The 26,220-nt window shown below is 69.9% G+C and carries 22 protein-coding genes; 12 read left to right on the forward strand and 10 right to left on the reverse strand.

All coding sequences use genetic code 11. From position 1 onward, the window contains the following. Positions 1 to 242, reverse strand: a 242-nt coding sequence (locus MCBG_RS33000) for a hypothetical protein (RefSeq protein ID WP_043325482.1), incomplete at its 3' end; no start/stop codon positions are given. Between the two features lie 141 nt (positions 243 to 383). On the opposite strand from MCBG_RS33000, the gene MCBG_RS11195 reads away from it, so the two are divergent. Beyond that, a complete protein-coding gene (locus tag MCBG_RS11195) occupies positions 384 to 1,178 on the forward strand; it encodes a hypothetical protein (protein WP_013476112.1) in 795 nt (264 codons plus the stop codon). Between the two features lie 670 nt (positions 1,179 to 1,848). Here the strand turns inward: MCBG_RS11195 and MCBG_RS33940 are convergent. Continuing rightward, positions 1,849 to 2,028, reverse strand: a complete 180-nt coding sequence (locus tag MCBG_RS33940) for a hypothetical protein (RefSeq protein ID WP_223201186.1) — start codon at positions 2,026 to 2,028, stop codon at positions 1,849 to 1,851. Between MCBG_RS33940 and MCBG_RS11200 the strand changes: the two genes are divergently transcribed. From MCBG_RS11200 to MCBG_RS11220, 5 genes are all read left to right on the forward strand, one after another. Further along, the gene (locus MCBG_RS11200; protein WP_255358661.1) at positions 1,957 to 3,516 is read left to right on the forward strand and encodes a PepSY-associated TM helix domain-containing protein; all 1,560 of its coding nucleotides are present in this window, start codon (positions 1,957 to 1,959) and stop codon (positions 3,514 to 3,516) included. The two genes, MCBG_RS33940 and MCBG_RS11200, sit on opposite strands and share 72 nt — an antisense overlap. Before the next feature lie 467 nt (positions 3,517 to 3,983). Continuing rightward, positions 3,984 to 4,688 (forward strand): tryptophan 2,3-dioxygenase family protein, encoded by a 705-nt coding sequence (locus MCBG_RS11205; RefSeq protein ID WP_043325484.1) that lies wholly within the window; start codon positions 3,984 to 3,986, stop codon positions 4,686 to 4,688. 58 nt (positions 4,689 to 4,746) lie between these two features. Beyond that, entirely contained in the window at positions 4,747 to 6,018 is a 1,272-nt protein-coding gene (locus MCBG_RS11210; protein ID WP_049800115.1) for a tryptophan 2,3-dioxygenase family protein, read from the forward strand. Continuing rightward, a complete protein-coding gene (locus tag MCBG_RS11215) occupies positions 6,019 to 7,197 on the forward strand; it encodes an aminotransferase class V-fold PLP-dependent enzyme (protein WP_043325486.1) in 1,179 nt (392 codons plus the stop codon). It abuts the gene before it with no gap. Beyond that, positions 7,194 to 8,225: a methyltransferase gene (locus MCBG_RS11220; protein WP_030274725.1), complete on the forward strand. Its 1,032-nt coding sequence runs from the start codon at positions 7,194 to 7,196 to the stop codon at positions 8,223 to 8,225. The genes MCBG_RS11215 and MCBG_RS11220 overlap by 4 nt, the downstream gene beginning before the upstream one ends. A gap of 214 nt (positions 8,226 to 8,439) precedes the next feature. On the opposite strand, the gene MCBG_RS11225 is transcribed toward MCBG_RS11220, so the two are convergent. Then, positions 8,440 to 8,970, reverse strand: coding sequence for a hypothetical protein (locus tag MCBG_RS11225; protein WP_013476103.1), 531 nt, complete (start codon positions 8,968 to 8,970; stop codon positions 8,440 to 8,442). Positions 8,971 to 9,327: 357 nt separating this feature from the next. On the opposite strand from MCBG_RS11225, the gene MCBG_RS11230 reads away from it, so the two are divergent. From MCBG_RS11230 to MCBG_RS11250, 6 genes are all read left to right on the forward strand, one after another. Then, positions 9,328 to 10,866 carry a ricin-type beta-trefoil lectin domain protein gene (locus MCBG_RS11230; protein ID WP_013476102.1) on the forward strand — a complete coding sequence of 513 codons (1,539 nt, stop codon included), beginning with the start codon at positions 9,328 to 9,330 and terminating at the stop codon, positions 10,864 to 10,866. Between the two features lie 318 nt (positions 10,867 to 11,184). Further along, positions 11,185 to 11,406, forward strand: coding sequence for a hypothetical protein (locus tag MCBG_RS33945; RefSeq protein ID WP_223201187.1), 222 nt, complete (start codon positions 11,185 to 11,187; stop codon positions 11,404 to 11,406). Between the two features lie 291 nt (positions 11,407 to 11,697). Then, positions 11,698 to 11,865 carry a hypothetical protein gene (locus MCBG_RS32455; RefSeq protein WP_157560779.1) on the forward strand — a complete coding sequence of 56 codons (168 nt, stop codon included), beginning with the start codon at positions 11,698 to 11,700 and terminating at the stop codon, positions 11,863 to 11,865. Between the two features lie 81 nt (positions 11,866 to 11,946). Then, a complete protein-coding gene (locus MCBG_RS31165) occupies positions 11,947 to 12,648 on the forward strand; it encodes a TIGR02391 family protein (RefSeq protein WP_051611161.1) in 702 nt (233 codons plus the stop codon). Positions 12,649 to 13,213: 565 nt separating this feature from the next. After that, positions 13,214 to 14,719 (forward strand): helix-turn-helix transcriptional regulator, encoded by a 1,506-nt coding sequence (locus MCBG_RS33950; RefSeq protein WP_043325488.1) that lies wholly within the window; start codon positions 13,214 to 13,216, stop codon positions 14,717 to 14,719. Next, positions 14,716 to 15,597, forward strand: coding sequence for a PfkB family carbohydrate kinase (locus MCBG_RS11250; protein WP_051611164.1), 882 nt, complete (start codon positions 14,716 to 14,718; stop codon positions 15,595 to 15,597). The genes MCBG_RS33950 and MCBG_RS11250 overlap by 4 nt, the downstream gene beginning before the upstream one ends. Before the next feature lie 1,712 nt (positions 15,598 to 17,309). Here MCBG_RS11250 and MCBG_RS11255 read toward each other — a convergent pair. The 7 genes from MCBG_RS11255 to MCBG_RS31175 all read right to left on the reverse strand — a co-directional run bounded on the left by MCBG_RS11255 (position 17,310) and on the right by MCBG_RS31175 (position 25,961). Beyond that, entirely contained in the window at positions 17,310 to 18,221 is a 912-nt protein-coding gene (locus tag MCBG_RS11255) for a thiopeptide-type bacteriocin biosynthesis protein (protein WP_069089169.1), read from the reverse strand. A gap of 13 nt (positions 18,222 to 18,234) precedes the next feature. Beyond that, positions 18,235 to 19,311: a lanthionine synthetase C family protein gene (locus tag MCBG_RS11260; protein WP_043325490.1), complete on the reverse strand. Its 1,077-nt coding sequence runs from the start codon at positions 19,309 to 19,311 to the stop codon at positions 18,235 to 18,237. Next, entirely contained in the window at positions 19,308 to 22,049 is a 2,742-nt protein-coding gene (locus tag MCBG_RS11265) for a lantibiotic dehydratase (RefSeq protein WP_043325491.1), read from the reverse strand. The genes MCBG_RS11260 and MCBG_RS11265 overlap by 4 nt, the downstream gene beginning before the upstream one ends. Before the next feature lie 68 nt (positions 22,050 to 22,117). Further along, on the reverse strand, positions 22,118 to 22,255 hold the full coding sequence (locus MCBG_RS31715; RefSeq protein WP_082159628.1) for an FxLD family lanthipeptide: 138 nt from the start codon (positions 22,253 to 22,255) through the stop codon (positions 22,118 to 22,120). A gap of 23 nt (positions 22,256 to 22,278) precedes the next feature. Further along, a complete protein-coding gene (fxlM, locus tag MCBG_RS11270; RefSeq protein ID WP_043330488.1) occupies positions 22,279 to 23,517 on the reverse strand; it encodes a methyltransferase, FxLD system in 1,239 nt (412 codons plus the stop codon). A 432-nt stretch (positions 23,518 to 23,949) separates the two neighbouring features. After that, positions 23,950 to 24,492, reverse strand: coding sequence for a flavoprotein (locus MCBG_RS11275; RefSeq protein WP_046569670.1), 543 nt, complete (start codon positions 24,490 to 24,492; stop codon positions 23,950 to 23,952). Continuing rightward, the gene (locus tag MCBG_RS31175; RefSeq protein WP_051611166.1) at positions 24,489 to 25,961 is read right to left on the reverse strand and encodes a helix-turn-helix transcriptional regulator; all 1,473 of its coding nucleotides are present in this window, start codon (positions 25,959 to 25,961) and stop codon (positions 24,489 to 24,491) included. Before MCBG_RS31175 ends, MCBG_RS11275 begins: the two co-directional genes overlap by 4 nt. Between the last annotated feature and the right edge of the window lie 259 nt (positions 25,962 to 26,220).

Below are 26,220 nucleotides of genomic sequence, written 5' to 3' on the forward strand. Positions count from 1 at the left end.
CGTGGACCCACACCAGCAGGCCGACCACCCGCGAGAGTCTGGACCGCGTACACCGTCACCGCCGCCGGCACCGACCGCAGTCCGGCCGTGCCGCCGGTGAGGACCGCGACCGGCCAGGCGGCGACCTGGCAGATCCGCACCACGACGAACAGCCCGATCAGGCCGGTGGTCAGCGGAATCGCCGGGGAAGGGCCGGGACCGGAGCGGGAAGCGGGCGGAGCGACGGCGGCCGTGGCAGTCATGGCACTCAGCATGCCGGACCGGGCCGGACCGCTGTCGGCAGGACTGCCGACAGCAGTTCGTCCGTCGTGCGGGGGTGCGACCGCACCAGGCATGATCGGGACGGCTCCACCGAATCCTGGTACGACCGGAAGGACAGGCAGATGAGATGTCTCCAGCGGAAGCTACCCGCGCTGGCCGGGATCGCGCTGCTGATCGCGGCGCCCGGTTGCGGCAACCCGGCCGTGCCGGTGAGCGGACCGGACAGCGCCACCCCCACGAGCACGGCTGCCCCGGCGAGCCTGCCGGGCAGCGACCAGGGCGACCGGGTCGAGGTGGACGGCCGGACTGTCGCCGGGGTGGCACCGGGGCTCGGGTTCCCCGCCGGCAGCAAGGTCGACACCGCGTTCGGCGACCCTGGCTCGGCCACGGTGATCCTCACCGCTCCTCCGCCCGAGCAGGTGCTCGCCCACTACCGCCAGGCGGGCCCGCCGGCCGGATACCCGGTGGGCACCGACACCGGTCAGACTCTGCACCTCGACGGACGCGGGTGGACCGTCGAGGTCATCGCCACCTCGCGCGACACCACAGTCACGTTCGCCCGCAACCGGCCGGCCGAGCAGTCGACCGCGCCGCCACAGGCGGAGGAGCCGGCGCTGACCGGCCGGGATCTGGGCGTGACGAACCTGCCGTTCAACTTCCGGTTCCCGCCGGGCAGCCAGGTGCGCGACCTCTCCGACACCGCCGCCGGCGCCCGGCTCACCCTGGTCGAGCCCGACCCTCAGCGGGTACTCGCGTTCTACCGCACCGCCCTGCCCCAGGGATTCTTCGACGTCACGGGCGACCGCACGACCGGCGGGACCACCATCATCACGTTCGAGAAGGACGACGGTGAGTGGACCGGCACCATCGAGGCTACGGACGACCGGGTCACCGTCAGCACGGTCCATCGTCGATAGGACGACCCTTCCGGCGGCCGGCACGTTCCCGTCCGACGGGCTTCGACGACGAACCGGGGCGGTGAAGGGCAACCGTCGGTGGCGTCAGCTGCGGGGGCCCGGACCGGCCACCTGCGTACCCTGGTCGCGCCGTACCCATCTGGCATCCTTCCGGGACACCCTGCGATCGACGAGCGCCAGCACCGTTGCGGGCCGGGCGAGGGCGAGGGCGGTTGGTCGAGCCGATGCTCATGCTCTGGCCTGCGAACGATGGCGTCGCCAGACGGCAACAACCCCCCGATGTGAGCCCGATCATCGATGCACGAGCACCCTATCCGACTGGGGAGTCGAGGAGAACTGGAGCGCTCCGGGTACGCGCTGCCCTCGAACCGGCGGCGTTCGCCACCGGTCTGGGTGTCGTGACCGCACCGCACGGCCGGCGCGTCCCGGCCGGACGGGGCAGGTCCGGCCGGGGGTCACCACGGGTTCGCCGGCGCCACCAGCAGCAGGCCGGTCGCGGGCAGCCCGGTGGTACCGCCCGTGGTACGGCCCGCCGTTGTCGCGCCGGCCTGCCGGGGCCGGTTGGCCTCACCCGGCTCGACGGCGTGCCCACGCTCGTCGTCTTCTGATCGTCCGCGGCCGTGGGCCGCTCTGCCTGCTCGGCTCCCCGCTCGCGCCTGTCCAACGTGTGTCATGCCGACTCGACTGTGAGGATGATCGGGTGCTGCCCGGTGCTCGGGTCTGACTCCTCCTCCTGGTCGCCGCCCTGACCGGCCTGGCGTACACCATCACCCCACAGCTGGACCAGGCCCTCTACGGCGACCAGCTGGCCGTGGCCGCCGTCGGCGACCAGCCGACGACCCTCGCCCAACAGGTCACCGCCGCACGGGCCGCGCACCCCGACGGCACCATCGCCACCGTGGCGCCCGGCGCAGGCGACCGGACCACCCGGGTGGTGTTCTCGCTCGAGAAACTCGGCGACAAGCAGCACACCGTCTACGTCGACCCGTACACCGGCGAGGTCACCGGGCAGCTCACCACCTGGTTCGGCTCCACCCCGGCCACCACCTGGCTCGACGACCTGCACCGCAACCTGCACCTCGGCGAGGTCGGCCGGCACTACTCCGAGATCGCCGCCAGCTGGTTGTGGGTCCTCGTGCTCGGCGGCGTCATCCTGTGGTGGCGCCGCCGCAGCGCCACCCGCGCCCGGACGACACACCTGCTCATACCGGACCTGACCGCCCGCAAGGGAGTCCGGCGTACGCGGGGCTGGCACGCCACCACCGGTGTCTGGCTCGCGGTCGGCCTGCTGTTCCTCTCCGCCACCGGCCTGACCTGGTCCCGGTACGCCGGCGCGAATTTCGGCGCCGGCCTGGACGTCCTGCGCGCCGGCACTCCGGAACTGTCCACCACCCTCGACGGCGTGCCCCCGCCCGCTAGTGGTGGTGGGCACCAGCACGGTGGGGCGGTGACCGGCACGGCGGACAATCCGGCGTCCTTCGACATCGTCCTGACCTCCGCGCGCGGCGCCGGACTCTCGGGGCCGGTGGCGATCAGCCCTGCCGCGGAGTCCGGCCAGGCATGGACCGTCGCCCAGGTCGACAACACCTGGCCGGTCGCGAAGGACCGGATCTCTGTGGACCCCACCACCGGCGGGGTCACCGACCGCAGCGACTTCGCCGACTGGCCGCTCCTCGCGCGGCTCAGCAGCCTCGGCATCCAAGCCCACATGGGAATCCTGTTCGGCCCGGTCAATCAGATCCTGCTCGCCGCGCTCGCTCTCGGCCTGCTCTGCGTCATCGTCTGGGGCTACCGCATGTGGTGGCAGCGCCGCCCCACCCGCGCCGGTCGCCGCGCACCGCTCGGCGCGCCGCCCGCCCGAGGTGGGGTCCGAGGGCTTCCGTGGTGGGCGCTGCCGCTCGGTGGACCGGTCACCGTGGCACTCGGTTGGGTACTGCCCTGGCTTGGCGTCACTCTGCTCGGCTTCCTCTTCATCGACATCGCCCTCGGCATGCTCACCCGTCGGCGCGGTCGGCCGATACCCCGTCTCACCCGCCCCCGGCCGGTAGCTGACCCCGCACCGCTGTCCGGCCGCCACCGCTGCGGGGCGGCCGGACAGCGGGGTCGCGTGTCGGTCAGCGGGGCCGGGAGCCGGTCACCGGCGGAATGGCCCGGTGATCTCCGAACCGCTCTGTCCGGTGGTCCGCACGAAGACCGAGATCTTGTCGTCGGGCGTGATCATGCAGATCTCCATGTTCCGGCAGTAACAGCAGGGGTCGGCGCGGCACGGACTGCCCGATCCCTCCGGGCGTGCAGGACCCCTTCGGCGGCTCGGCGCGGGCGACAGCGCCGGACGTGACGGTCCACGCCGTCGTGGTCGTGCCGTTCTCGGCCGTCGGCCGGTAGCGCCCAGACTCGACGGGGAGTTCATAGGTGGCACCGCGAATCCGGCTCCTGCCGCGCCGGCCCTAACCTCGACGAGCACCAGCGCCCGAAGGCCCGGTGAGCACCTGGCCCAGCCAGAGCAGGTCCACCTCGCGGCTGATCAGCAGGGGCGCCGCCACCCCGCCCGCGCCCGGGCCGGCCACATCGCAGCTTTTCCCCGGCTGCATCGGTGGACGGCCTGCCGACCCACCGCACACGTACGGCCAAATCTCGCCCTGCCCAGCCTGACCGTTTTCAAGGGCGGAAAGGAGGTTTTACGCTCTCAGATCGATCGGGTTGAGATATAGCACATTGTCGTTTGCCGTTGCATAATGTCCGCTGCACGCATGGTCGCACCATCGGTTTCCGATGCAGCGACGTCGACCGAAGGGAACCGATTCCGTGAAGCAGGACCACTCACCTGTGCTGCCCGGCGACGGCGCCACGGACTATGCGCGCTACATGCGACTGAACACGCTGCTCGCCCTGCAACGACGGCCGGACGAGATGATGCACCGCGACGAGTTGCTCTTCCAGGTGGTGCACCAGTCCACCGAGTTGTGGCTGAAGCTCATCGCCGCCGAGTTGGCCGAGGCGGTCACCCGGCTGCGCGTCGGCGAGCTGGCGGTGACCGAGTCGCTGCTAACCCGGGCGACGTTGGGGATCCGACTGGTCACCGACCAGCTGGAGATGTTCCGGCACCTGTCCCCGGCCGACTTCCAGGCCATGCAACCGGCGCTGGGCAAGGGATCCGGGGCCGAGTCACCCGGATGGCGGCAGGTCCACGCTATGAGCCGGCAGCTCGGCCGGGCGTTCGCCGAGCACCTCGAAGTCCGAGGAATTGAACCGGCCGCACTGGGTCGGCCGGATCCCGCCGACCCCGTCCAGCGGCTCGCCGAGGCGCTCATCGAGTGGGACGAGCGGGTGTCGCTGTGGCGTATGCGGCACTACCGGGTCGCTCTGCGCGTCGGGGGCCACGATCCCGGCGGCGCCGAGGCGACGATGCTCGCCAAGCTCGTCGGGCACCGGTTCTTCCCTGCACTGTGGTGGGCCCGCCTGAAGCCCTCCGACGGATCCGCTAACGAATCACAGGCCGACCAACGTTGACAATCCTCGTTCACCAGTAATTGTCAATTTTTCCTCACCCACCTGCGTAGCGACCGAAATGTCGAGGTGCGGTTTCGTGCGCGAACTGACGAGTTGGCTGTCCGGCGGCGGTCAGACCTGCCGTTTTCCGTACTCCGCCGTGCTGGCGGAGTTTCACCGGGTCGGTAAACACTTCGTCGAAAAGGAAGTGCTGGCTCTGCTCGACCAGGCCCGTACGCAGCTGACGGTGCCGGCGACCGCGCGGGAGCCGCAGGCCCGGCTGCTGGGTGACTTCCTCGACGTCGCGCTCGATAAGTGGGACGGCCGGTACGACTACCGCAGCTATCTTGCGCTGCGGCTGCTCCGGCTGCCCGGCGGGGGCGACGTCGCCGGCCCGTTCGGTGCGCGACGGGACCGGGACCGGCTCCTCGTTCGCCTGGTCGCCGACGTGCTGGCCTTCGAGTTGACCGCCGCCTCCGGTGCCACCGACCTGCTGCCCGAGCGGCGCCCGAGCCGGGACGTGGTGTCCAAGCGCTACCGGCTCGGCGTGCGGGCCGTGTCACCCGCTCTCGCCCGACTGGGCATCGCCGGGATGGTCCCCGGCCGGGAAGCTGTGGCGACCCCGGACGAGCTGCGGGCCGTCGCCGCCGACGCCGATCCCGCCGGCGAGTTGGTCCTGCGGCTGACCATGCTGCCGGTCCATGTGTCGCACGACGAGTACCTGTTCATCCGGGTGCTCCAGTCGTACGAATGCCTCTTCGCGGGGGTCGCCGAGGAGTTGCGCGCCACCATCGCCGCCCTGACCGCCGGCCAGGCGGGGCGGGCGACCGAACGGCTGGCGTACGCCCGACAGCAGCTCACCGCCGCCGGGCCGCTGTTCGCGCTGCTGGCGACGATGCAGCCGGAGGCGTTCCGGACGTTCCGGGAGTACACCGCGGGGGCCAGCGCCATCCAGTCCCGCTCCTACAAGCTCATGGAGTCGCTGTGCCGCACACCCGAGGGGTCGCGATTGGACTCGGCCGCGTACCACCAGGTCCCGGAGGTACGCGAGCTGGTGCACGCCGGCCAGCCGTCGATCGACGACGCGTTCCGGGCGGCGGTGCGTGACGGCCTGCTCGCCGCGCCCGAAGGCGGGCGGGTCGAGGAGGAGATGCGGTCGTTCGCCGCCGCGGTATTCCAGTGGCGGCGCACGCACCACCGGCTCGCGACCCGGATGCTCGGCCCGCGGGCCGGCACCGGCTACACGGAGGGCACGCCCTATCTGGCCGCCGCCCGATCCATCCCGGTCTTCACCTCCGTCGCCTGCGAGCCCCGACCCGTCCCCCATCGAGCCGACCAGAGGCAGCCCTGAGTGAGCCCACCGCACCGGAACTCCGACCTCGATACGCCCGAGTGCCTCGACGCCAGCGCGCACGCCGCACTGCGCGCCGAGTTCCCCCTGCTGAGCACCGGCGTCTACCTGAACAACAACTCGACGGGCGCGGTGCCGCGAGGCGCGGAACAGGTGCTCACCGGCTACTGGCGGACGCTGCGGAACTGGCGGGACGAGGTCTGGCAGGACTGGCACGCCGGCCTCGACCGGTACGCCGACTCCGTCGCCGCGTTCATCGGCGCACCGCCGGGCAGCGTGGTCACCGACGCGAACCTGAGCACGCTGCTCGCCCGGGTAGCGTCCTGTTTCGACTATCGTCCGCCGCGGAACCGGATCGTCACCACCGATCTGGAGTATCCGACGGTGCCGTTCATCTGGAACGCGTTCCGTCGGTACGGCGCCCGGCTCGACGTGGTCGGCTCGGGCAGCCCGCGGTTCGACGAGGACGCCGTCGAGGCACGGATCGACGAACGCACGCTGCTGGTGTGCATCCCGCACGCCAGCTTCTCCTCGGGGGCCACCGTCGACCTGCCCCGGCTGGTGCGGCGCGCCCACGACGTCGGCGCGCTGGTGGTCGTTGATGCCTTCCAGAGCGTAGGGGTCATGCCCATGGACGTGACGGCGCTCGGCGTCGACGTGGTTCTCGGCGGCGCGCACAAGTGGCTCTGCGGAGTCGGCACTGCCTTCCTCTACGTGCGCCCGGGTCTGGTGCCGCAGCTGGAGCCAGCGGCGACCGGCTGGCAGGCCGGTGACCGGGCCTTCACATTCCAGCCGTCGACAGGCTGGGCCGGTGGGGCCCGACGGTTCGCCGGCGGGACGCCGTTCCCCCTGACCTCGTTGATCTCCCAGGTCGGCCTGGATCTGCTGGCCGGGGTAGGTGCCGGCCCGATTCGACGGCACTCGCTCGCCTGCACCCAACGGATCCTGGAGCGGGCCGCGGTGGCTGGCATCGACGTGGTCAGCCCGACCGAGCCGCACCGGCGCGGTGGCGTCGTGTGCCTGGACGTCGCCGACGGCGAGGCGGTCAAGCGGCGGTTGGTCGCTCGCGACATGGTCTGCAGCTGGCGGGGCTACCTGCGGGTCGGCCCGCACGTCTACAACACCCTCGACGAGATCGACACGTTCATGGACGCCCTGGAAGAGGAGCTGAAACGGTGAAGGTCACGCTGTCCCCACGCGCGCTGATGAGTCTGCTCGCCAACGGGCCGAAGGCCATGGACGTGCTGGAGACCGCGCTCGGCACGGGTCTGCTCGACGCCTTGGAGCCCGGGCCGGCGAGCCTCGGTGAGCTGGCCGCCCGCTTCGACGTGCGGCCCCTGCGGCTCTACAAGTTCCTCGACTGCTTGGAAAGCCTCGGTGTCGTTGAGCGCAGCGAGCCAGGTGACGACATCGCGATGGCAACGTACCGTGCGGTACCCGGCCTCCGGGATGCCGTCATGGCGGTCGTCGGCCCCGGTGCTGTCGAACGTGACCGGGACCGTTACCCCTGGCGGTTGCTGCACGGCCGGCTGGCCGAGAGCCTGCGCGGCGAGGTGAGCATGAGCGACGACGACTTCGCCTGGCCCCCGAAGACCGACGAACAGACCGCCGACTTCGAGCGCAGCATGGCCGTCGGTCTCGGTCCGGTGATCGAGACGATGCATCGCAACGCCAGCCGGCTGTGGTCGGACCGGCGCCGTCTGCTGGACATCGGCGGGGGTGACGGCACGCTCGCCGCGCACATCCTCGACGACGCGCCTGGGCTACGGGTCGACGTGTACAACCTGCCGGCCGTGGCTCCGCTGGTGGAGGCGACCCGGACCCGCACCGGGCATGTCGACAGGCTGGGTTTCGTCGGCGGCGACTTCTTCGCCGAGCCGCTGCCCTCGGGCTACGACGCCATGGCATTCGTCCGGGTGCTGCACGACTGGCCGAACGACGTCGCCCGCCGGCTGGTCGAGAAGGCGTACGCGGCCCTCGAACCGGGCGGGCTGCTGGTGATCTGCGAGGAGTTCCGCACCCCAGACCGCCTGGCGATGCAGTTCTTCTGGAGCTACTTCCTCATCGGGGTCGACAGTTGCGTCAGTCGGCTGCGGGAGGTGGAGTTCTACACCAGTCTGCTCAAGGAGGTCGGCTTCGACCGGGTGGCCGTGCTGCCCGGCGGCTGGGAGCTGGCCTGCGGGCACAAGCCGGTGGCCGAAGCGTGACCCGCCCAGCCGGCGTGACGATGCGGGCGTGGCCGCACCCGCCGCAAGTCGTCCCGGGCTCACCGTTGCCGGCCGGCGCGCCCGTCCCTGCGGCCGTGACGGCCGATCCGTCCGGCGCATCGGTGCGGAGCTCGGCGTCGCGCACCGCCCACCGTGTCGCCGTCGGTCAGACACGTCCCAGCGCTGTGCGGCACCAGCGACTCCGGCAATACACCTAGGTGAGCGCGTGCACCAGTGCGGTCGCCGCTCCGGCCAGGAGGGCCACACCCGTGCCGGCACCGACGACGGCGCTGGGGGTGAAGTCGCACCGTCGGGCGACAGGGACGCTGACGAGCGCGACCAGGGCGACGAGCGCGGCCCAGATCGCGAGGGCCGGATACCCCAGAAGCGGCGCTAGGGGGAAGAAGTGCAGGCCGACGATCAGGGCGATCCAAACCGGAACCAGGGAGGTGCGGCCGGCGCGCCGGAGCCAGATCGCGCCGACGGCACAGAGGACCACCTCGATCAGAACGATCACCCCGAAGACCGGCCCCGTCCTCTCGTCCACGGAACTGCCCTTGTCCCAGGTGCGTGCGGTGACGATGCCGCCGATGATCGCTGCGACCAGAGACAACACCGAACCGATGCCGAGCCACGGACGCCACGCCTTGGGCGGTGCCTCCTGCGCCCAGCCGAACCAGACGATCCCGAAGACCCCGAAAATCGCGGCGGTGGCCGCGGCGTTGGCCGCGAATTCAGCATCCATCGGCGCAGTCTAGGTGCAGATGACCACCGCTCCGAGCGGTGCCCGCACAGGCGCCACGACGCAATGTCGCCTAGGAAACACGACCAGGACGGCCCGCACCAGTGCGTCACGGTGGACGGCACCCCGGTCGACCATATGGGACTCCGGCAACCGCCAGTCCGACCAGACGTGGAGCTCCCGCTGACGTCCGGGTGGTGACCGGCGCTCGTCCCGTCGATCCGCCGAGACGGGCGCGACGGCCGCTCAACTGGGGAATAAATCGAGTCCAATCTATTGACAAGGATCGTTTACGGTTTCAGGCTGAGAGCGCTCTCCCGCGCCGCCTCCGGTGCGTCACGAACAACCGGAAGGAGTTCGATGATCAAGACAACTGCGCTGCTCACCGCTGCGATGCTCGGCCTGTCTGTCCCGGCCGTCCCCGCGGCGGCTCACATCGCCCACCAGTCCGAAGCACGGCCGGCCGTGGCGGGCCTGCCGCTCGGCATGGCCGCCGCGATGCGCCGCGACCTGCACCTGACCGACGATCAACTCACCGCCCGCCTCGCGGCCGAGGCCGCCGCGGCGGTGGTCGACCGACGGCTGCGCGGGCGCCTCGGCACCGGGTACGCCGGCTCGTGGCTGGAGACGGACGGCCCGCTCACGGTCGCCGTCACCGACGCCTCCGCGGCCGACGCGGTGCGGGCCGAGGGAGCCCGGCCCAGGCTCGTCCCTCGGACGCTCACGAGCCTGACATCGGCGCGTACCGCCCTGGACCGGAGCGCCGCCGGTCAACCGCCCGGGGCCGCCGTCCGCGGCTGGTACGTGGACGTCGCCGCCAACCAGGTGGTGGTGCGGGTGGCACCGGGACAGGAACGCACCGGCCGAGCGTTCGTGCGCGGCGCCGGCCTCGCCGACGCGCTCGTTCGCTACGCGCCTGCGCCCGACGCGCCGCGCCCGATGTACGACATCCGCGGCGGCGACCAGTTCGTCATCAACGGCAACGTACTCTGCTCCGTCGGCTTCGCCGTGGTCGGCGGGTTCGTCACCGCAGGGCACTGCGGAGCCGCCGGCAGCCCCACCCGCGGCTTCAATAACGCAGCCCAGGGCACCTTCGCCGGCTCGTCGTTCCCGGGCAACGACTACGCCTGGGTCCGCACCAACGCCGACTGGACGCCGCGGCCCTGGGTGAACAACTACGCCGGCGGCAACGCTCCCGTCGCCGGGTCCCGGGACGCGGTGATCGGCAGTTCCGTGTGCCGGTCGGGACGCACGACCGGCTGGCGGTGCGGCGTACTGCTGGGCCGGGAGGAGACGGTCAACTACGCGCAGGGCGCGGTTTACGGGCTCAGCCGCAGCAACGCCTGCGCCGAGGGCGGCGACTCCGGCGGCGCCTGGCTCTCCGGCGATCAGGCCCAGGGAGTCACCTCCGGCGGATCCGGCAACTGCACCACCGGCGGCACCATGTGGTTCCAGCCGGTCAACGAGATCCTCGGTGTCTTCGGACTCAGTCTGGTCACCACCGGCGGGGGCGGCTCCGGCACCCGGATCATCAGCAACTGGAACAACAAGTGCGTCGATGTGCCGAACTCGAACTTCTCCGACGGAGTCCCGCTGCAGGCGTGGAACTGCAACGGCACGGCCGCGCAGGCGTGGACGTTCACCGGCGGCAGCCTGCGCACGCAGAACAACATGTGCATGGATGTCGCCTGGGGCTCCCGGGACAACGGAGCGGTCATCCAGATCGCCACCTGCAGCGGCAACCCGGCCCAGCAGTTCGTGCTGTCCGCCGCCGGCGACCTGGTCAACCCGCAGGCCAACAAGTGCGTCGACATCAAGGACTGGAACGGCAACGACGGTGCGCGGTTGCAACTCTGGGAGTGCGCCGGCACCGCCAACCAGAAGTGGCGCTCCGGCTGATCCGAGGCCTGACACGGCGGTCCCGCCCGGGGCGGTCCGAGGTGGGCCGACGGCGGCACGCCGTGTCGCTCCGGGACGTGCCAGCTCAGGTGCGGCCGTCGCCGCGCAGTGACCGGTGTCGAACGGTGCGCCGATCACCCTCGTCGCGGGTGCTGGCGAGCCGGTTCCGCGCTGCGCCCATGGTGACCGACGGCCCCCGGCGGACCGACGAGCCCGCCGAGGCGGACCCGCTACTCCGCCAGTCAGGATGGCCGGACCGAACCGTGGAGGCCACCTCGGTAGGCATGGCGGATCGTTCGCCGGGGAATACTGCCGGGCATGGCCTCGTACTCGGTGGATCAGGCGGCTGTCGTCCGCGCCCGGCGGCTCATCGAAGCACGCCAGTACGTGCTCGACAGTGACTGGGGTGTTGTCCAGCCCCGGGCCACCAACGAGAACGACTACCTCGACAAGCACTCGTGGCGCGAGTATGGCGAATGGTTCCTTGGCCGTACCGAGGGTGCGAACGAGGAGACGAAGGCCCGGTACGCCTTCGCCTAGGGCGACTTCCGCCGCGTCCACCGGTCCGGTCTGGTCGCGTGCGTCTACCGCGCCTCGGAGTGGCGGCACAAAGACGTCGAACTGGCCGCGCACGACCTGCTGCAACTGCTCGACCAGGTCGCCGGCTGACCCTGCGCGGGGTGGACCGGACACACGCGCGACGCCAGTTCAGCAAGCCGTGGACCCCGGCACCGGCGCCCGCCCTCGAAGAGGGACGATGGCTCACCACGAGCCGGCACACGTGCCCTCGATATCCTCACCGCAGCCGAAACCGACTCGCCGCTGGGCGAGGTGGAGTTCTACGTCGCCATAGCCAGCGGCCAGTCCCTGGCCTCCGCACTGACCCAGGGGCAGACCGCGATCGAGTTCCTCACCGGTGAGGGCAGCAGGCCCGACGTGCTCACCCGCCCGGGGATCGACCCGGCTGAAGTCGTTCTGGTGACGGCGCCACCCGACTGATCGCACTTGTCGGCCGGCGCCTCCACTTGCACTGGAGGCGCCCGCCGCCGAACCCGTATACCCCTCCTGAGGAGGAAAGAATTGCCTCTCCCCACCGCTGGTCGCGGCTCCGGGCCGTTTGCCCGCTATCAGGAGACCGTCACGATCGTCCGGCAGCGTGACGGCAAGCAGACCCGCGAGTCTGCGGCCGCGTTGATGCAAAGCGACTCTGCCACCTTTCCTGTCGAAACTGACCTTGAGGAAGGTGACCTGATCGAGAAGCCGCTGCCGACCGGCAAGACCAAGATCTACCGCGTCACCCACGTGACCTACCACACCCAGGCCGCGCTTCCCGCTTACGCGAAGCGTGTCACTGCCGCCATCGAGCCGGCCGCTACTCAGCTCGCCCCAGCGGTGCTACAGCGAGTCGAGATCTCAGGTCTACACCCGACCGTTTCGAGGGCGGCCGGAGCGCTGTTCGCGAACGGTCACTACAGCCGAGCGGTGTTCGAAGCCTTCCGCGCCGTAGAGCACGCGGTGCAGGAAGCCACCGGGCTGACCGAATCCGGCGTCCCGCTGATGCACCGCGTGTTCAATCCGCAACAGCCGATGATCGATGTCGCCCGTCACACCGGACGCAACGCTGACGACGAGCGCAAGGGCTTCCAGTTCCTGTTCGCCGGAGCGATCGCCGGGCTAAGAAACCCCAGGGCACATGGCGAAGAACTAGCCGACACTCGCGACGAAGCACTCGAATGCCTCGCCCTGGCGAGCCTACTGCTGCGCCGCCTCCCGCACCCGTAGCAGACTTGCCCAGGCGCCGTCCGGTTGATCTTCAGGCAGGGAGCACAGCGGCTACACGTTGCGATCGGTACATCCGAGGCAGAACTAGAGGAGATGCAGGTAGTCAGCCTGCGGCTGCAGATAGAGCAGCGTGTTAGGAAACCGATGCTCTATCCCCTGAGCTACGAGGGCGCGAGTGCCCAGTCTAGCGGCCTGCCGGTTCACCCGGGGTGGCAGGGAGTGGCCCACGTTCACCCACGTCGTCGCCCTGGTCAGGGCCGACCGATGACCACACCCCGAGCACACGGACCCCGGCAGCGACCCGGCCCGTTGACCCGCCGTGGCATCCGGTGGCACCGGTTGCCCCACGGTGGCATCCGCTCTCGAGCACACACCGCGCACATCATCGAAGGTCCGGAGTCGGGTCTCGGGTCGCCCGCCGATAGACGTTGCTCGGCGCGGACAAGGACGTCGGCGCCGGGGTTGTTGAGGCGCTGGCCGGTTCTGGCGGAGATCGGTTACGGTAACGTCGCTTTGCGTCAATGCAGCCGTCGTGTCCGTACGGGGTTGTGAAGGGACGGGCGTCATGATCGATCCGCAGCGGGTAGACGATGCGAAGCGGGCACTGGGTGCAAGGCTTGCCGCCTGGCGCAACGTGCGTGGGCTGACCCAGTTGGCATTGGCGAGGCGGGTGCCGGTTTCCCGGACCACGATCGCGGGCGTCGAGCGCGGGCAGCAATGCCCGGACCGGATCTTCTGGCAGCGCTGTGAAGCGGCCCTAGCCGCTGGTGGAGAGTTGCTGGCCGACTACGACGACTATCGGCGCCTGAAGCAGCAGCTTGATCAGGAGAAAGTCGAAGCGGCACAACGCATGCGGTGGGGCGAAGTCGAGGACCGCTCACTACCGGCTGGCACTCACGGTGTCCCGGTGACGGATCCGGCACGGGAGTCGTTGCGCGACCTCGCCGCCACGGATCTGACGGCCGGTGGTCCGAACGGCCTGACGGCACCACTCGCGCGGGTCGCCGGTGCCGCGGTGGCAGGTGAGACGGACTTTCACGATGGTGACGCGGTTACGCTTGCGGTCATGTCCGATGGGCAGGCGATGTCATTGCGGGTAAGCCGGAGGGCTCTGCTGGAACTGGCCGCTGGCCTCACCGCCGTGCCGGTTGTCACCACCACAGGCGTTTCTCACCCACGGTCCGTCGACCCTGCCGTTGTCGATCACTTCGCGGAGCTTCGCGCGCTCCTCGTACAAGCGGACGACCTGCTGGGTGGCCTCACCATCCTGTCGACCGTCGAACAGCAGATCGCGCTGATCGCCGCCCTGCGTCGGCAGACACGTGGACAGCTTCGTAACCGGCTTCTCAGCACCGAGGCACGGTGGAGCGAGTTCGCGGGTTGGCTCAGCGACGATCTCGGCGACCGGGCCGCGGGCGACCGCTGGCTGGACCGCGCGGGAAGCATGGCGCAGGAAGCCGACGATCAGGAGTTCTGGGCGTACGTCCTGACCCGTAAGGCACAGCGGATGGTGGGAGCCGGGGACGAGGACTGTGTCGTCGGGCTGGCCCGTGCCGCTTCCCGCCTGCCCGACACGCCCCCGCTCCTGCACGCCTTCGCCGCCATCCAGCAGGCGCACGGCAGCGCCATCGCGCAGGACGCCTCCGCTTTCCAGGCCGCGGTCGAGCGTGCCCACACACTCGTGGCGACCGCCAGGCCGCCGAGCGGGGGAAGCAGTGCCCTCGGTTCGTTCTGCACCCGGCCGTACCTTGCGGCGCAGGAGGGCGAGGGATGGCTCCGCCTCAACCAACCGCGTCGGGCCATCGACAGCTTCACCAACGCCGTCAACACGTGGCCCGACCGCTACCGACGCGAACGGGGCGTGTACCTCTCCCGCACGGCGCACGCCTACCTGGCGGCTTCGGAACCAGGCCAGGCCGCCACCGTCGCGGCTGAAGCGTTGACCACGGCTACCACGACGGGCTCGGTTCGGGTCCGCCGAAACGTCACCACCCTGGCCCGGCGACTCGAACCCTTCTCCAGCCAGCCGGAAGTGCGACAGCTCCTCGACCAGCTGGCCACCAGCGGATGAGTCACCAACTACCCGATCAGGTCCGTACGCCGCATGTCGCCTTCGTCGGCCGCGCCAACATCGACATCACCGTGCGGATCCCCCAACGGCCCGTCGCTGGCCGGACGACGTTCGCCTCGTCACCCGCGACGACCACACCGGGCGGCAAGAGCCTCAACCAGGCTTTGGCCGCACGACAAGCGGGCGTCCGCGCCAGCCTGATCACCAACGTCGGCGACGACGAATGGGGCGCCTCCCTGAGCCGAGCCCTCACCAACGCGGCCATCGACATGTCCTTCCTTCAAGTCGTGCCATCGGCTCCGACCGGTACCGCGATCATCGAGATCACCCCCGACGGCGAGAACTACATCGTCCTCGCACACTCCACAGAGACTGAGCTCGCCAGCGAGCATGTGCGCAACGCACTTCAGCAGCTACGAGCTCCGATCGTGGTAACCCAGCTCGATCTCCAGCCCGATGCCGTTGACGCCGTCTTCCGGCATCACCACGCAGAGACGCTCATCGGCAACCTCGTGCCACATCCCTCGCTCGGTCTGACCGCCCTGGCCCCACTCGACCTGTTCGTTTCGAACGAGGCCGAAGCGGCAGCGATACTGGGCCGCCACCATGCCAATCCGTCGATCGCAGCGCAGGAACTCCGCAAGCTGGGCCCACGAGCGGTGGTGGTGACCGCTGGCGCTCGCGGCGCCGCCTACAGCGATGCCGACCACACCGCACTCGTCCCCGCATCACACGTCAAGGCCATCAACACCAGCGGGGCCGGTGACGCCTTCCTCGGCACCCTCGCCGCACGACTCGCTCACAACGTGCCGCTACCCCACGCAGTCGCCAAAGGCGTCGCCGCCGCAACAACCTTCGTGCAGGTCGACAGACGCTAGGCGACTAGGTCGGGACGACGGTGACATCGCTGGCCTTCATGGTTGCCAGACGCCCGCACTGATCCGAGTCTCCACAAGATCGCGAGGGACGATCGGTTCGAACTCGAGTGCGTATCCGACAAGGCCTCTGGCAGCGGCATGCCTGGCACACCGACTGCGGTCAGCAGAACGGCCAGCCTCCCAGGGTCCTGCTCGAAGAGGATGTCGCTGAAGGCATCGAGGCTTCCGCTCGGGTTGCGTGACAGAGCAGCTGCGAGAACTCGTAGACGAAGCCGGCAAAGTCGACGAGCGACGCTCCGTCGATTACGAGCACAGGGGTTTACAACGATGCCGCAAGGGGTCTCGCCGGCAAGAGGGCCTCCAAGGCAGGATAATGCAGCGCTGCGCGCGGCCACGACTACAACGGACAGACGGAATGGACTTTCCCCAGCAGCCGTGTCGCCAATGGCCGCCGCCGCGAGATGGTCAGCCCTGCCTACTTTCTATACCCGGCGGTGACTGCTCCTGCTCTACCCTTGGGAAGAATTGGTGCCATTCAAGTCCAACATCTGCCCGAATGCGTTAAGAGCCGAGCGGCTAGTCACATCATTAGCAGGCGCTCGCATTCGCCATTCGGATACTTGATCAGCAGGCTTCGGCCATCGCCGCGCTTTAGGACATCTTGCACTAGATCATATACTTGAATTGCGCGGTTGATGGTGTCCGTTCTGGTATCTCCCGACTTCCGGACGGCACTATCGAGCGCCAACATTGACCTTTGAGTAAAATTGACGGTTACACGGGTTAGCGGCCCGCTGCTCCCACTCGCACCTCCAGACGCAACTGCCGGAGGGGTGATGCCGCCATCGGACTCACGCCGTTTCGGAACGCCGCCATTGCCCGCTTCAACAGACCCCTTCGCTGGCATATATATCCCCTTCTCCCATGCCCGGTACTCTTTATCGCTGCTGACAGTTCCCAGGAAAATTTAAGACACTTCGCGTTACCAATGGGCGCCCGTCAACAGACTCACGGGTTCAGGGCTGCTAGTCAACCGTCCCTCCAAGCTGGAACATCGCACACCATGTGCGACGGGTCTTGCGATGCACGTTGAGACCATGACAATGGGCCTAGGAGTCTCGTCCTACGACCCATGTCGGTCAGTCTTTATGCACAGCAACCGCACCCGATCCAACACGCAGGAAGGAAGTGAAGCTTGTTCGCTTGCACGATTGGGGTTATGCAGTGAACCAGGGGCGTTGCCCGTCCCAGCAGATTGACCAAGAGCTCAACCTGGCCGATCACACTGACCCCATCGAGTCCGAACCGTCGGACAAGGCACGCGTCTGGGCGCATCACCGAACAGAAAGATCAACGGAAGGGAATTTCTTCGCAACCTGGTGGCGATTCGCCATTGAGATAAAGTTTCTGCCTTCGAAGCGAACGGCTCGACACGCCCTAACCCTATCCGGGCTACTGGTAGCCGCAATCGCCGCAGCGGTTACATGGGTTGCCGCTTCGGTGAATGAAATTCCCGACGCCATTTCCGTGCCTACACCGATACTGGTCCCGTTGATCCTTCTAGCAGTTAGGGCAATCGTGACGAAAGGTCGGCGATAACTGGCCCGACTGAACACTTCGGACGCCAAGGCCAGGATCGACCGAAGCGGTTCAACCATCACGCACCAGCACTTTACTTGGGGCCGGACGATGTGTCCGGCCCCGCCAGCGCTTCACGACCATTGGGCACTAGCCCCCTCTGTGAGGAGTCTGCTGTGTCTTGAACTTGCAAGCGCCGCGCGACTGGGCGCATCGACCTCTGTTGGCGGTACCGCAGATGGTGGTACGGGTTCGACCGGGCGTGGCCACTGCTCGCCTGGCGGCACGGGGGCACGGCCGAAGATGGCTTCCGCGGCTGCTTGGGCGAGGACGGCCTGGGTTGTGGCGGGTATCCCGATCCGGTTCCAGTGGAAGATCACGTGCTCTGCGATCACGGCGCGTAGCCCACGGGTGAGTTTTCCTGTGTCGCGTAGGTGGCGGAGGGCTGTGCCGGCGTTCTCGAAGGCGGTCTGCCAGTCGCTGGTGGTGCGGGTGGTGCCGAGTTGCAGGTGACGGACCTTGCCGGTGAAGGCTTCCCAGGTGGCGGGGTCGGCGGCGGGGGGCCAGGTGCGGTGTTCCAGGCGGTGTCGGGCGACTCGCGCCCATACGTCGCCTTGTTCGTTGAGGTCGAGTCCGGTGGCGCGCATGAGTGCCGTGCACAGGATGAGGGAGCGTTCCCGTCGGTCTGCCGGCTGATGGTGAAGGTAGGTGAGGAGGTGGCGGCTGTCGTGGTGGAACAGGGTGTGTGCGGTGTCCATCGCGTCGGGGCCGCCGAAGGCGTGGATCTCGGGTTCGTAGATGTCGCTGGTCCAGGCGCGCGTTCCGGTGAGCAGGTCGTGTACCGGGCCGGGGTCGGTGTCGGGCGTGGTGGGCAGGTAGCGGATGCGCCACGGTCCTTTGCGGATGAACCACCAGGAGGTGATGAGGCCGGCGGTCTCGGCGGCGGGTAGGACGCGGTGGAGGTGGGGTATCGCGTGTTGTTCGCGTTCGTGGCGGCTCTGGCCAGGGTAGGTGATGTTCACCTGTTGCCAGGGGGTCTCCTTCATGGCGGGCCTTTCGTCAGCTGAGTAGGAGGCAGGCGTCCCACGAGGTTGAGGTTGTGGAGGCTGCGGCCAGGGCGTGACCGGCTGTGCCGTCAAGTAGTCCGGTGGGTTCGTCCGCGGCGGGGGTGGCGTGCAGGTGGAGGCGGGTCAGTGGGGCGAGGGGTGTCGGGGTGAGTGCGTCGGCGGCGATGCGCCGGCCGGTGGCGAGGAGGCCGGCGGTGCCGTGGCAGAGGCTGCGGTCGGTGAGACGGCGGATCTGTGCGGGGTCGTTCACGCAGGTGGTGAACGCCGTCTCGGCGAGGAGCTGCCGGGCGGTGTCGTGCAGGGCGAGGGCGGCCAGTTGTTGGGCGCGGGCGATTCCGGGGGTGCCGTAGCACCAGGAGGGGCGTAGTGGGTGTTGTTGTGCGGGTGCGCCGTGGTGCAGGTCGTCGAGGGTGAGGGTCTGCGGCCACCAGATGGTGTCGGCGGTGTGCTGCTGCCAGGTGTCCAGCCATCGGCATATCCGCAGGATCGCCTCGGTGTGTCCGTCGACGGTGATGCCGGCGCGGTGGGTGAGGGCGAGTAGCGCGAGTGGGCCGGTGATGCCGTGGGCGATCCCGTGGTTGGCGTGGCCTCCTGGTGGTGGTGGCTGGTGTCGGTCGGGTCCGTTCGCGCACCACCAGCCGGGGAGGTCGTTGACCGGTTCGGTGAGCCGGACCAGGTAGGTGAGTACCTGGCGGAGCAGGTCGTGGTCGCCGAGGCGGTGCAGGGCGACGCCGAGGCCGGTCAGGCCGCGGATGAGGTCGTACTCGGCGTAGTGGGGCCGCTGGTGGGAGTCGATGCGGCGGTGGGCGGCGTGCAGCCGTCGGCGGGTGACCGTGGCGGTCCCGGTGGCGGCGATCGATCGTGCTCGGGTGAGGCCGGGTTGGTTGGGGGTGGCGAGGACGAAGGCGAGTGCGGGTGCGCCGTAGAAGAGGCTGGCGCCTGCGGCGATGCTGACGCCGTTGGCGGTGGCGGCCCGCAGTGCCGCGTGGGCGGCGGGCCGGTTGCCGGTTTCCAGGTGTAGAAGGGCGACGCCGGCCGCCCCTTCGGCGAGGGACTGTGCTGCGGTCACGGCGTCGCCTGGCGGGTGCGGGCGACGGCGCGGGCCAGGCGGAGGCAGTGCCGTTCGGAGGCGGGGTCGACGCCGATCATGCGGGCGTGGTGCAGGTGCAGAATGTCGGTCAGTACCTGGTCGAGGTCGAGGTTGTCGGCGTGGGCCAGTGTCCGGTAGGTGGCCAGTGCCTTGTCCAGGTCGTCGTCGCGGTAGGGGGTGCGGGCGAGGTCGAGCTGGACGGGTTCGAGTCGGGGGCCGCGGTGGTGGGGGACGTGTTCGGCGAGCCAACGCGGCCCGTCGCCGGTGAAGGCGTCCGCGATGGCGATCATCGTGGCGGCGGTGCTGGCCTGGCGGTCGCCGGTCAGCCGCTGCAGGGTGGCGCGGGAGTCAGCGGCGAAGACCGCTTCGGCGGCGGTGAGGGTGGGGCCGGTGCCGTGGCGGGTCTCGGGCCGGTAGGTGCGCAGGCTGTAGTCGTGCAGGACGCGTTTGTGCTCCAGTTGTTGCGCCCATTCGGCGAGGCATGCGGCGGTGGCAGCGAAGGTGGTGTCCTGGAGTGGGATGCGTAGCCGCAGGTGGGGCTCGGGGTCCGGGTACCGGAGGAACCACCAGCCCGCCGCCGGGAGGTTGCCGGTCCGGTGGGCGAGGTCGGTGAGGATGTCGTCGGCCCGGCCGTACAGGCGGGCCTCCAACCACGGTGACTGGCCGGGCCGATGCTGTTGTGCGGTCACGGCCCGCGCTGGTCGGCTCGGGTGGGTGGCCGGACGGGTGTGCGCGAGGGTGAGGAGGAGTTCGGCGGGTCGGCCGCCGATCCAGCCGGCCGGGCCGGGAGCCTCGGTGAGGGTGGTGCGGGCGTGCCGGTCGACGTGCCGGCGCAGCACTGCCAGGTGGGTGTTGTCGTTCAGGTCCAGACGTACCTGCACGTCGTCGGCGCCGACCAGGACCTCGTCCGGGAGCCGGTGCTGTTCACGGTATCGCTGCCAGGCGTCGCGCCAGTGGGACCATGCCAGGGTGCGGGCGGGGAGCGCGGTCCGGTCGATGGTCCAGCGGGCGGGGTGCACGATGCTGCGTCCGCGTCGCAGGCGTGGCAGGAACGGCAGGCTACGCGCGTGCCCCCAGTCGAATCGGCTGCACGGAGCCGTCCACGCCGTCCAGATCTCGGTCAGGAACCGCATCAGGGGCTGCTGGAGGTCGGGTAGCAGCACGCTGTTGAGCAGCAGCGGCTCGACCGGTCGCCCGGAGGTCCGCGACACCAGCCACAGCCGCTGGCCGTCGCCGGTCACCGCGAGGTCCGCGAGCGTCCACGGCGGGTCCGGGTGGAAGTCGCCGACGGGCAGGACGGGCAGCACCGCAGGTGTCCGGGCGACCGCGGCCAAGCGGGCATCCAGCGGCGGGCCGGACAGTTGCACCGTGTCCGCGCCGGGCAGGGCGGTCGGCAGGTTCCGGTAGACGTGCTGGAACGACGCCAGCTCGGCGGGAGAAAGCAGGTGCAGGAACCGGCCGGCGGCGACCCCGGCGTGGCGGGCTCCGCTGACCACCGTCAACGTGAACGCGCCTCGGTCCAGGTCCTGTGGGGTCGCGGCGGCGAGGGTGAACCGTAGTTCGGTGTGTGGGATCGGCGGCCGGTCGTCATCTCCTCGTAGGCGGCCTGTCAGCTCGTCGTCGAGGATCACCTCCGTACAGTCGTTCAGCGCCGACTGCTGGGCGAGCTGCGCGAGGAGCCGGTCGCGGGCGGTGAACACCGCAGGTAGACGCCGGGTGGAACCCCGGTATCCGGCGGGAAAGCCCAGAACGTTCAGGACGTCGCGTAACGGCACGGCCGCGCCCGGGCCCCACCGCTGAATGAACGCGCCGTGGTATTCCGCCCATCCCGGCAGGGGCGCTGCCACCGCCACCAGCGTCGACGCGGCACGGGCCGCCTCGTGGAGCACCGCCGGTGGCAGCGTCACCGAGGCGTCGACACGCAGGTCGACCGCGACCCGGTCGCCGGGATCGGGCATCGGGACGTGACGGGCCAGGTGGGAGGCCGGGTCGGTGACAGTCGTCGCCGGCCGCAGCGCCGACAGCAGGACACCCGCCTGGACGAGCGACGCCAACATCCGTTCGGCCGCCCCGGTAGCGGCGGGCAGCGGCCCGGCGACCCGGGCGGCGAGGTCACCGAACATGACCGGGGAACGCGCCGCGCGGATCGCCGCCCGCACCGGCCTGGTCAGACGGATCTCTATGTCCCACCTGCGGTCGCCGTCGCCGCGCAGGCAGGGCAGCACCCACACCTCGCCGCGCTGGTACCCCACCGAGTTCGTCACCACCGCGACGTCGCGCAGCGCCGCCAGGTCCTGCTCGGCGCGCCCGGTGTGCTCGGCGACGAACGTCCCGTCAGGGCGGGTCACCACCTGATGCGCCTCGCCCCACCGAACCGATGCGCGGGCGCCGAACTCGACCGGAGCCACCCCGGCGAAGGTGCCGAACGGTGTCGCCCGGGTGGTCCACCTCAGCAGGTACCGGACCGTCGAGTCGACCATGCGCCCGAACCGGCGGTCGGTGGTCGGCGCACTGGCCACGGTCCGGGTGATCTGTTCGGCCAACTGGGGTGTGGCAGCGGCGACGGCGGTGGCGAATCCCGGCAGCGCCCACACTGCGGCCAGCCACTGCCGCCACTGCTCGGGCTGATCCGTCGTCAGGTCGGGCCACGCGGGCAGGGTCAGACCGCTGGGGTAGGCGGCAACTCTGATCAGCGCCGCACCGGCCGTGGGGAACATGAACGCACCCTCGAAGACGGGGGCCCGGCGCTGGAGACGCCGGGCCCGGGGTGGATCGTCAGGGACGGTTACTTGCTGCCGCCGGAACAGGCGTTCGAGCCCGTGTTGCCCGAGCCGCAGCCGTCGTCGGTGCTGGTGGCGTACCCGCTGGCAGCGGGGCCGGCGTCCACCAGGGTGATGTCCAGGTCGAACTCCTCGAGTTCCATGGTCTCCACTCGCGTGTTCCTTCCTATGCGGAGGTGAAGGTGAGGACGAGGCGACTGTGTCGCTTGTCCAGCACCGTCCCGGCCGGCAGGGCGCCGTCGGGAGTACCTGCGGGTAGGACGTGCAGCACCGGAGAGGGCTCGCCAGCGTCCACCCACGCGCGCATGTGCCCGGCCATCCGTCCCGCCGCCGCGGCGGCGTCGGGCCCGTGAGCGCAGGCGCCGAGGTCGAACGTGTCGTCGGTCCAGCGCAGCGTCGACCGGTAGGAGAACGTCCCCTCGTGCAGGGCGGCGGGCGTACCGAACCGCCAGGCAGGGGCGACGATGCCGGCGTCGACGGCCTCCTGCTGCGCCGAGAGCACCACGAACTGGTCGACCTCATCGGCGAGGCGGGCCGCCAGCCACAGGTCCAGGTCGGCCAGGACGCTACGAGGCGGCAGGCCCACCCCTGCCCATGCCTGCTCCTGCGGCTGCGACAGCAGCCCACCGACCGATTCCGGGTCGACCTGCTGGCCCTCATCCAGCCGCAGGTGGACACCGGCGGCGATGTCGACATACCGCATCTCGTGGGCTCCGGTGCCCCGCATCGCCACGAACCCGCAGAGGCGCTGGCTGTGGCTGACCAGCCGGTCACCGACCCGGCGCAGCGCCCACGACCGGGTCATCCCGAACGTCCGTAGCGGCACCACCAGCACGCCGTCCTCGGCGAGCTGCGCGATCCACGCCGCGGGGATGTCCCACGCCCCGGCCGTCACGATGATCAGGTCGTAGCAGCGCCCCAGGTCGATCGGCTGCTCCGCGTCCGCGCACACCACGCTGACATCGCCGTAACCTGCCACCGCCAGACACGCCACCGCCCGCTCGGTCACCTCCGGGTCGATGTCCACGGTCGTGACCGAACCCGACGGCCCGACCAGCTCGCGCAGCAGCGACGCGTTGTAGCCGCCCGATCCGATCTCCAGCACGTGCCGGCCGTGCAGGCCACCGGTGAGGGCGTCAGCCGCCTGCCCGAGCATCTCCGCGATCAGCCACGGCGCGGACACCGAACTGACGGTCTCATCACCGAGCCGCTTGGTGACGACCGCGGTGTCGCTGCGGTACGCCTCCTCCATCGGGACACCCGGCGTGTACAGCTCGCGGGGAACCACCCGCAGTGCCGCCTCGACCTCGGGCCGCATCGTCAGCCCCTTGGCCGCATGGTCAGCGACCAGCTGGTCGACCATCGCGTCACGGAGGTCGTCGCTGCTCATCGTGTCGACGCTCATGTGCGCGTCACTCTCCTGTTCGTCAGGACCGCCGCCGTTGCGGACGGCCCGCACTTTCCGTTATCCGCCAAGGACGAACACGGCCTCAGACGCCCGAGGACTGTTCCCCTGCTGGGCAGGACGCAGGCCGAACTCACCGGGTGCCCAACCGGCAAGGCGACGCAAGGCGGCCCGGGTTCGATCAAGCCGCAGTCAACGTGAGGTCCGAGCCGTCCCGGCCACCAGCGGTCCCGGATTCCTCGGCAGCGGCGAGAAACTGCGGTACAGGGTCACACGGATCAACTCCCCTCGGGTTGGGCGGTGCCGGGGACCCCTGAGCGGCGGGCGCCGAGCGGTCATGTCCACCACTCAACGCCGGTCTGACCGTGTCGAACACCCTCGACACGGGATTTCGACACGGTCAGACCGGCCCCAGCGCCTCTCGGGGGCCGACTACGACAGGCGGGCGGACAGCCTGTGGAGTTCGTCGAGGATCACGTTCCAGCGGAAGGGCTGATCGTCGTGAGCTGGTCGCAGCGCCTCGGTGGCGGTGAGGCGTACGCCGTGGTCGGCGAGGAGCCGCAGGTGGGCGTCGAACGCGGGGTGGCGGGCGAGGGTGGGTTTGACGTACGGGGAGACGATGATCGGCATGCCTGCGCCGAGAGCTTCGTTGAGGATGCCGAGGGCCAGACTGTCGTTGATGCCGGTGGCCCACTTGTTGATGGTGTTGAACGTCGCCGGAACGACCGCGACGGCATCGGCGCGTGGCAGGACGCTCGGTTCGTCAGGATGCCGCTGCCGGTAGCTGACGGGCCTGCCCGTAACGGCGGCCAGCCGATCGTTGGGAAGCCAGGTGTGCGCGGTTTCGGTCGCGATGACGTACACATCCCAGCCGTCGCGCCGCACCGCCTCGACCAGCTCGACGATGCGGCGGGCCGGTGGCGCGGCACAGACCACCAGGTAGAGCAGACGGGCATTCGCGGATCCGGACGTCACGCGGCGATTCCGGCGCGTTCGGCGAGTGCCCGCAGGCCGGGGGTGACGGCGCGCCGCTCACGGGTGAGCAGGTCGCCGATCAGATGGCGCGTCCGGCCGTGCACGTGCACCGTCTGCGGCGCGATGCGTTCGGCTTCGAGCAGGTGCAGCACGGCTGCGGGATCGTTGCCGGGCGAGCAGGCGTAGGCGGCGGCGAGGTCGAGGTGGACCCGGGCGCGGCGGCTCACCAGGGCCGCCGGCAGCGACGAGGTGTCGAGCTGTTCTCCAAGGTGGATCGCCAGCTGAGGCTGGTCCGTTCGGGCGGCGATGCTGATGCGGTGGATCATCACGTTCGTCGGACCGAACCCGGTCCACAGGTCGTTACGATCGGCGCCGAGCCGCCGGGCCAGGGCGTTCGCGTCGTCGAGGTGCCGCTCGACAGCGGCGGGCTGGGCCTGCCGGGCGGCGATCAGCGCCGCGAGCAGAGTCAACGCCCCGTGGGCCGACAGGACACGCGGACCCGTCGACGCGGAGTCCCTCGTGTCCGTCACACCATCGAGAGCGGCCAGCACCACCTCCTCGGCATCGCCGACGCGGTCCGGCATCGCCAGCAGCGCAGTACCCACCGAGAACGCCGCCGCAGCGACGAGCGCAACATCCTCGGCCTGCTCGGCGGCGACACGAGCGGCACGGTCCGCCGCCACCCAGGCAAGGCTGGGATCGCCGAGTTTCACGGTGAGTTTGGCGGCGGCGAGATTCGCCGCCGCCAGCGACCCGACGGCCAGGGCGCGCTGCGTGCCGGTGCAGGTCCGGGTCAACAGGTTCGCCTGCTCGAACGTGTCGGGCAACGCCCGGACCGCCTCGGCATAGTTGCCACGCTGGTAAAGGCTATGGAGATGGGCCACCCGCTGACGGACCTCCGAAAGCGTGAGAGGCTCGACCGGCTGTTTCGGTGCGGCAGGTGCGAGCAGGTGCCGGCGCAGCTCGGCCAGCAGTCGCGACCTGGCATCGTGGTCGGCTTCCTCGCCACGGCCTGCTACCGCGTTGACGACTGAGACCTGCCCGGTTCGTGTGGTGCGGCCCGCCTCCGGGCGCTCGCCGTGGAACCGGTCCGGCGGGCGTCGATTGTCGCCGACTTCGCCGTACCTTTCGCCTGTGGCCTCGCCGGCTGCCATCACCGCCTCGGGTACCGCTCCCCACCGCGCCCGCTGTGCCGCCTCGGCCTGCTGTGCCTGGAACCGGGACTGGAGGTGTCGGTAGGCGTCGTAGGCGGCGAGTAGCTCGCCCTGGGCGTCCAGCAGGGTGTCGCACTGCAGCCAGAAGATCCGGTCCACGACCTGCCGGCCCCGCTCGACCATTCCCAGGGTGCTGCGCGTCGTGTGCACCTGGCGTGCGAGGGCTTCCTGAATGAGTCCCCTCGACCTACGCAGGGCGGCGAGCTTACGGCCGAGATCGTCCCTGGCCTGTTGAAGATCCTGGCGATCAATCATGGGCTCGCCTTTCCGTTCGCATCGACCTGCGTCGAGCCGACTGTTGCGGCGCCCCGACGCACGGCGATTCGACGTTAGCGGATCGCACGCGACCTGGGCGTGGAGCTGGTGCGAATGGCGTGCTGGCCTGGCAGAGAGGGCGCCTGTGTCGAAAACCGGGGGAGCGGGGTTGGCACCTCGAACGTCAGCCACGATCACGGCGGAACACACTTCAGCCATCCCCACTCCCGGCCCAACGGGCACGGCAACCTCAGCCTGC

This window comes from Micromonospora sp. M42, from assembly GCF_000568915.1.
Taxonomy (GTDB): Bacteria; Actinomycetota; Actinomycetes; order Mycobacteriales; family Micromonosporaceae; genus Micromonospora; species Micromonospora chalcea.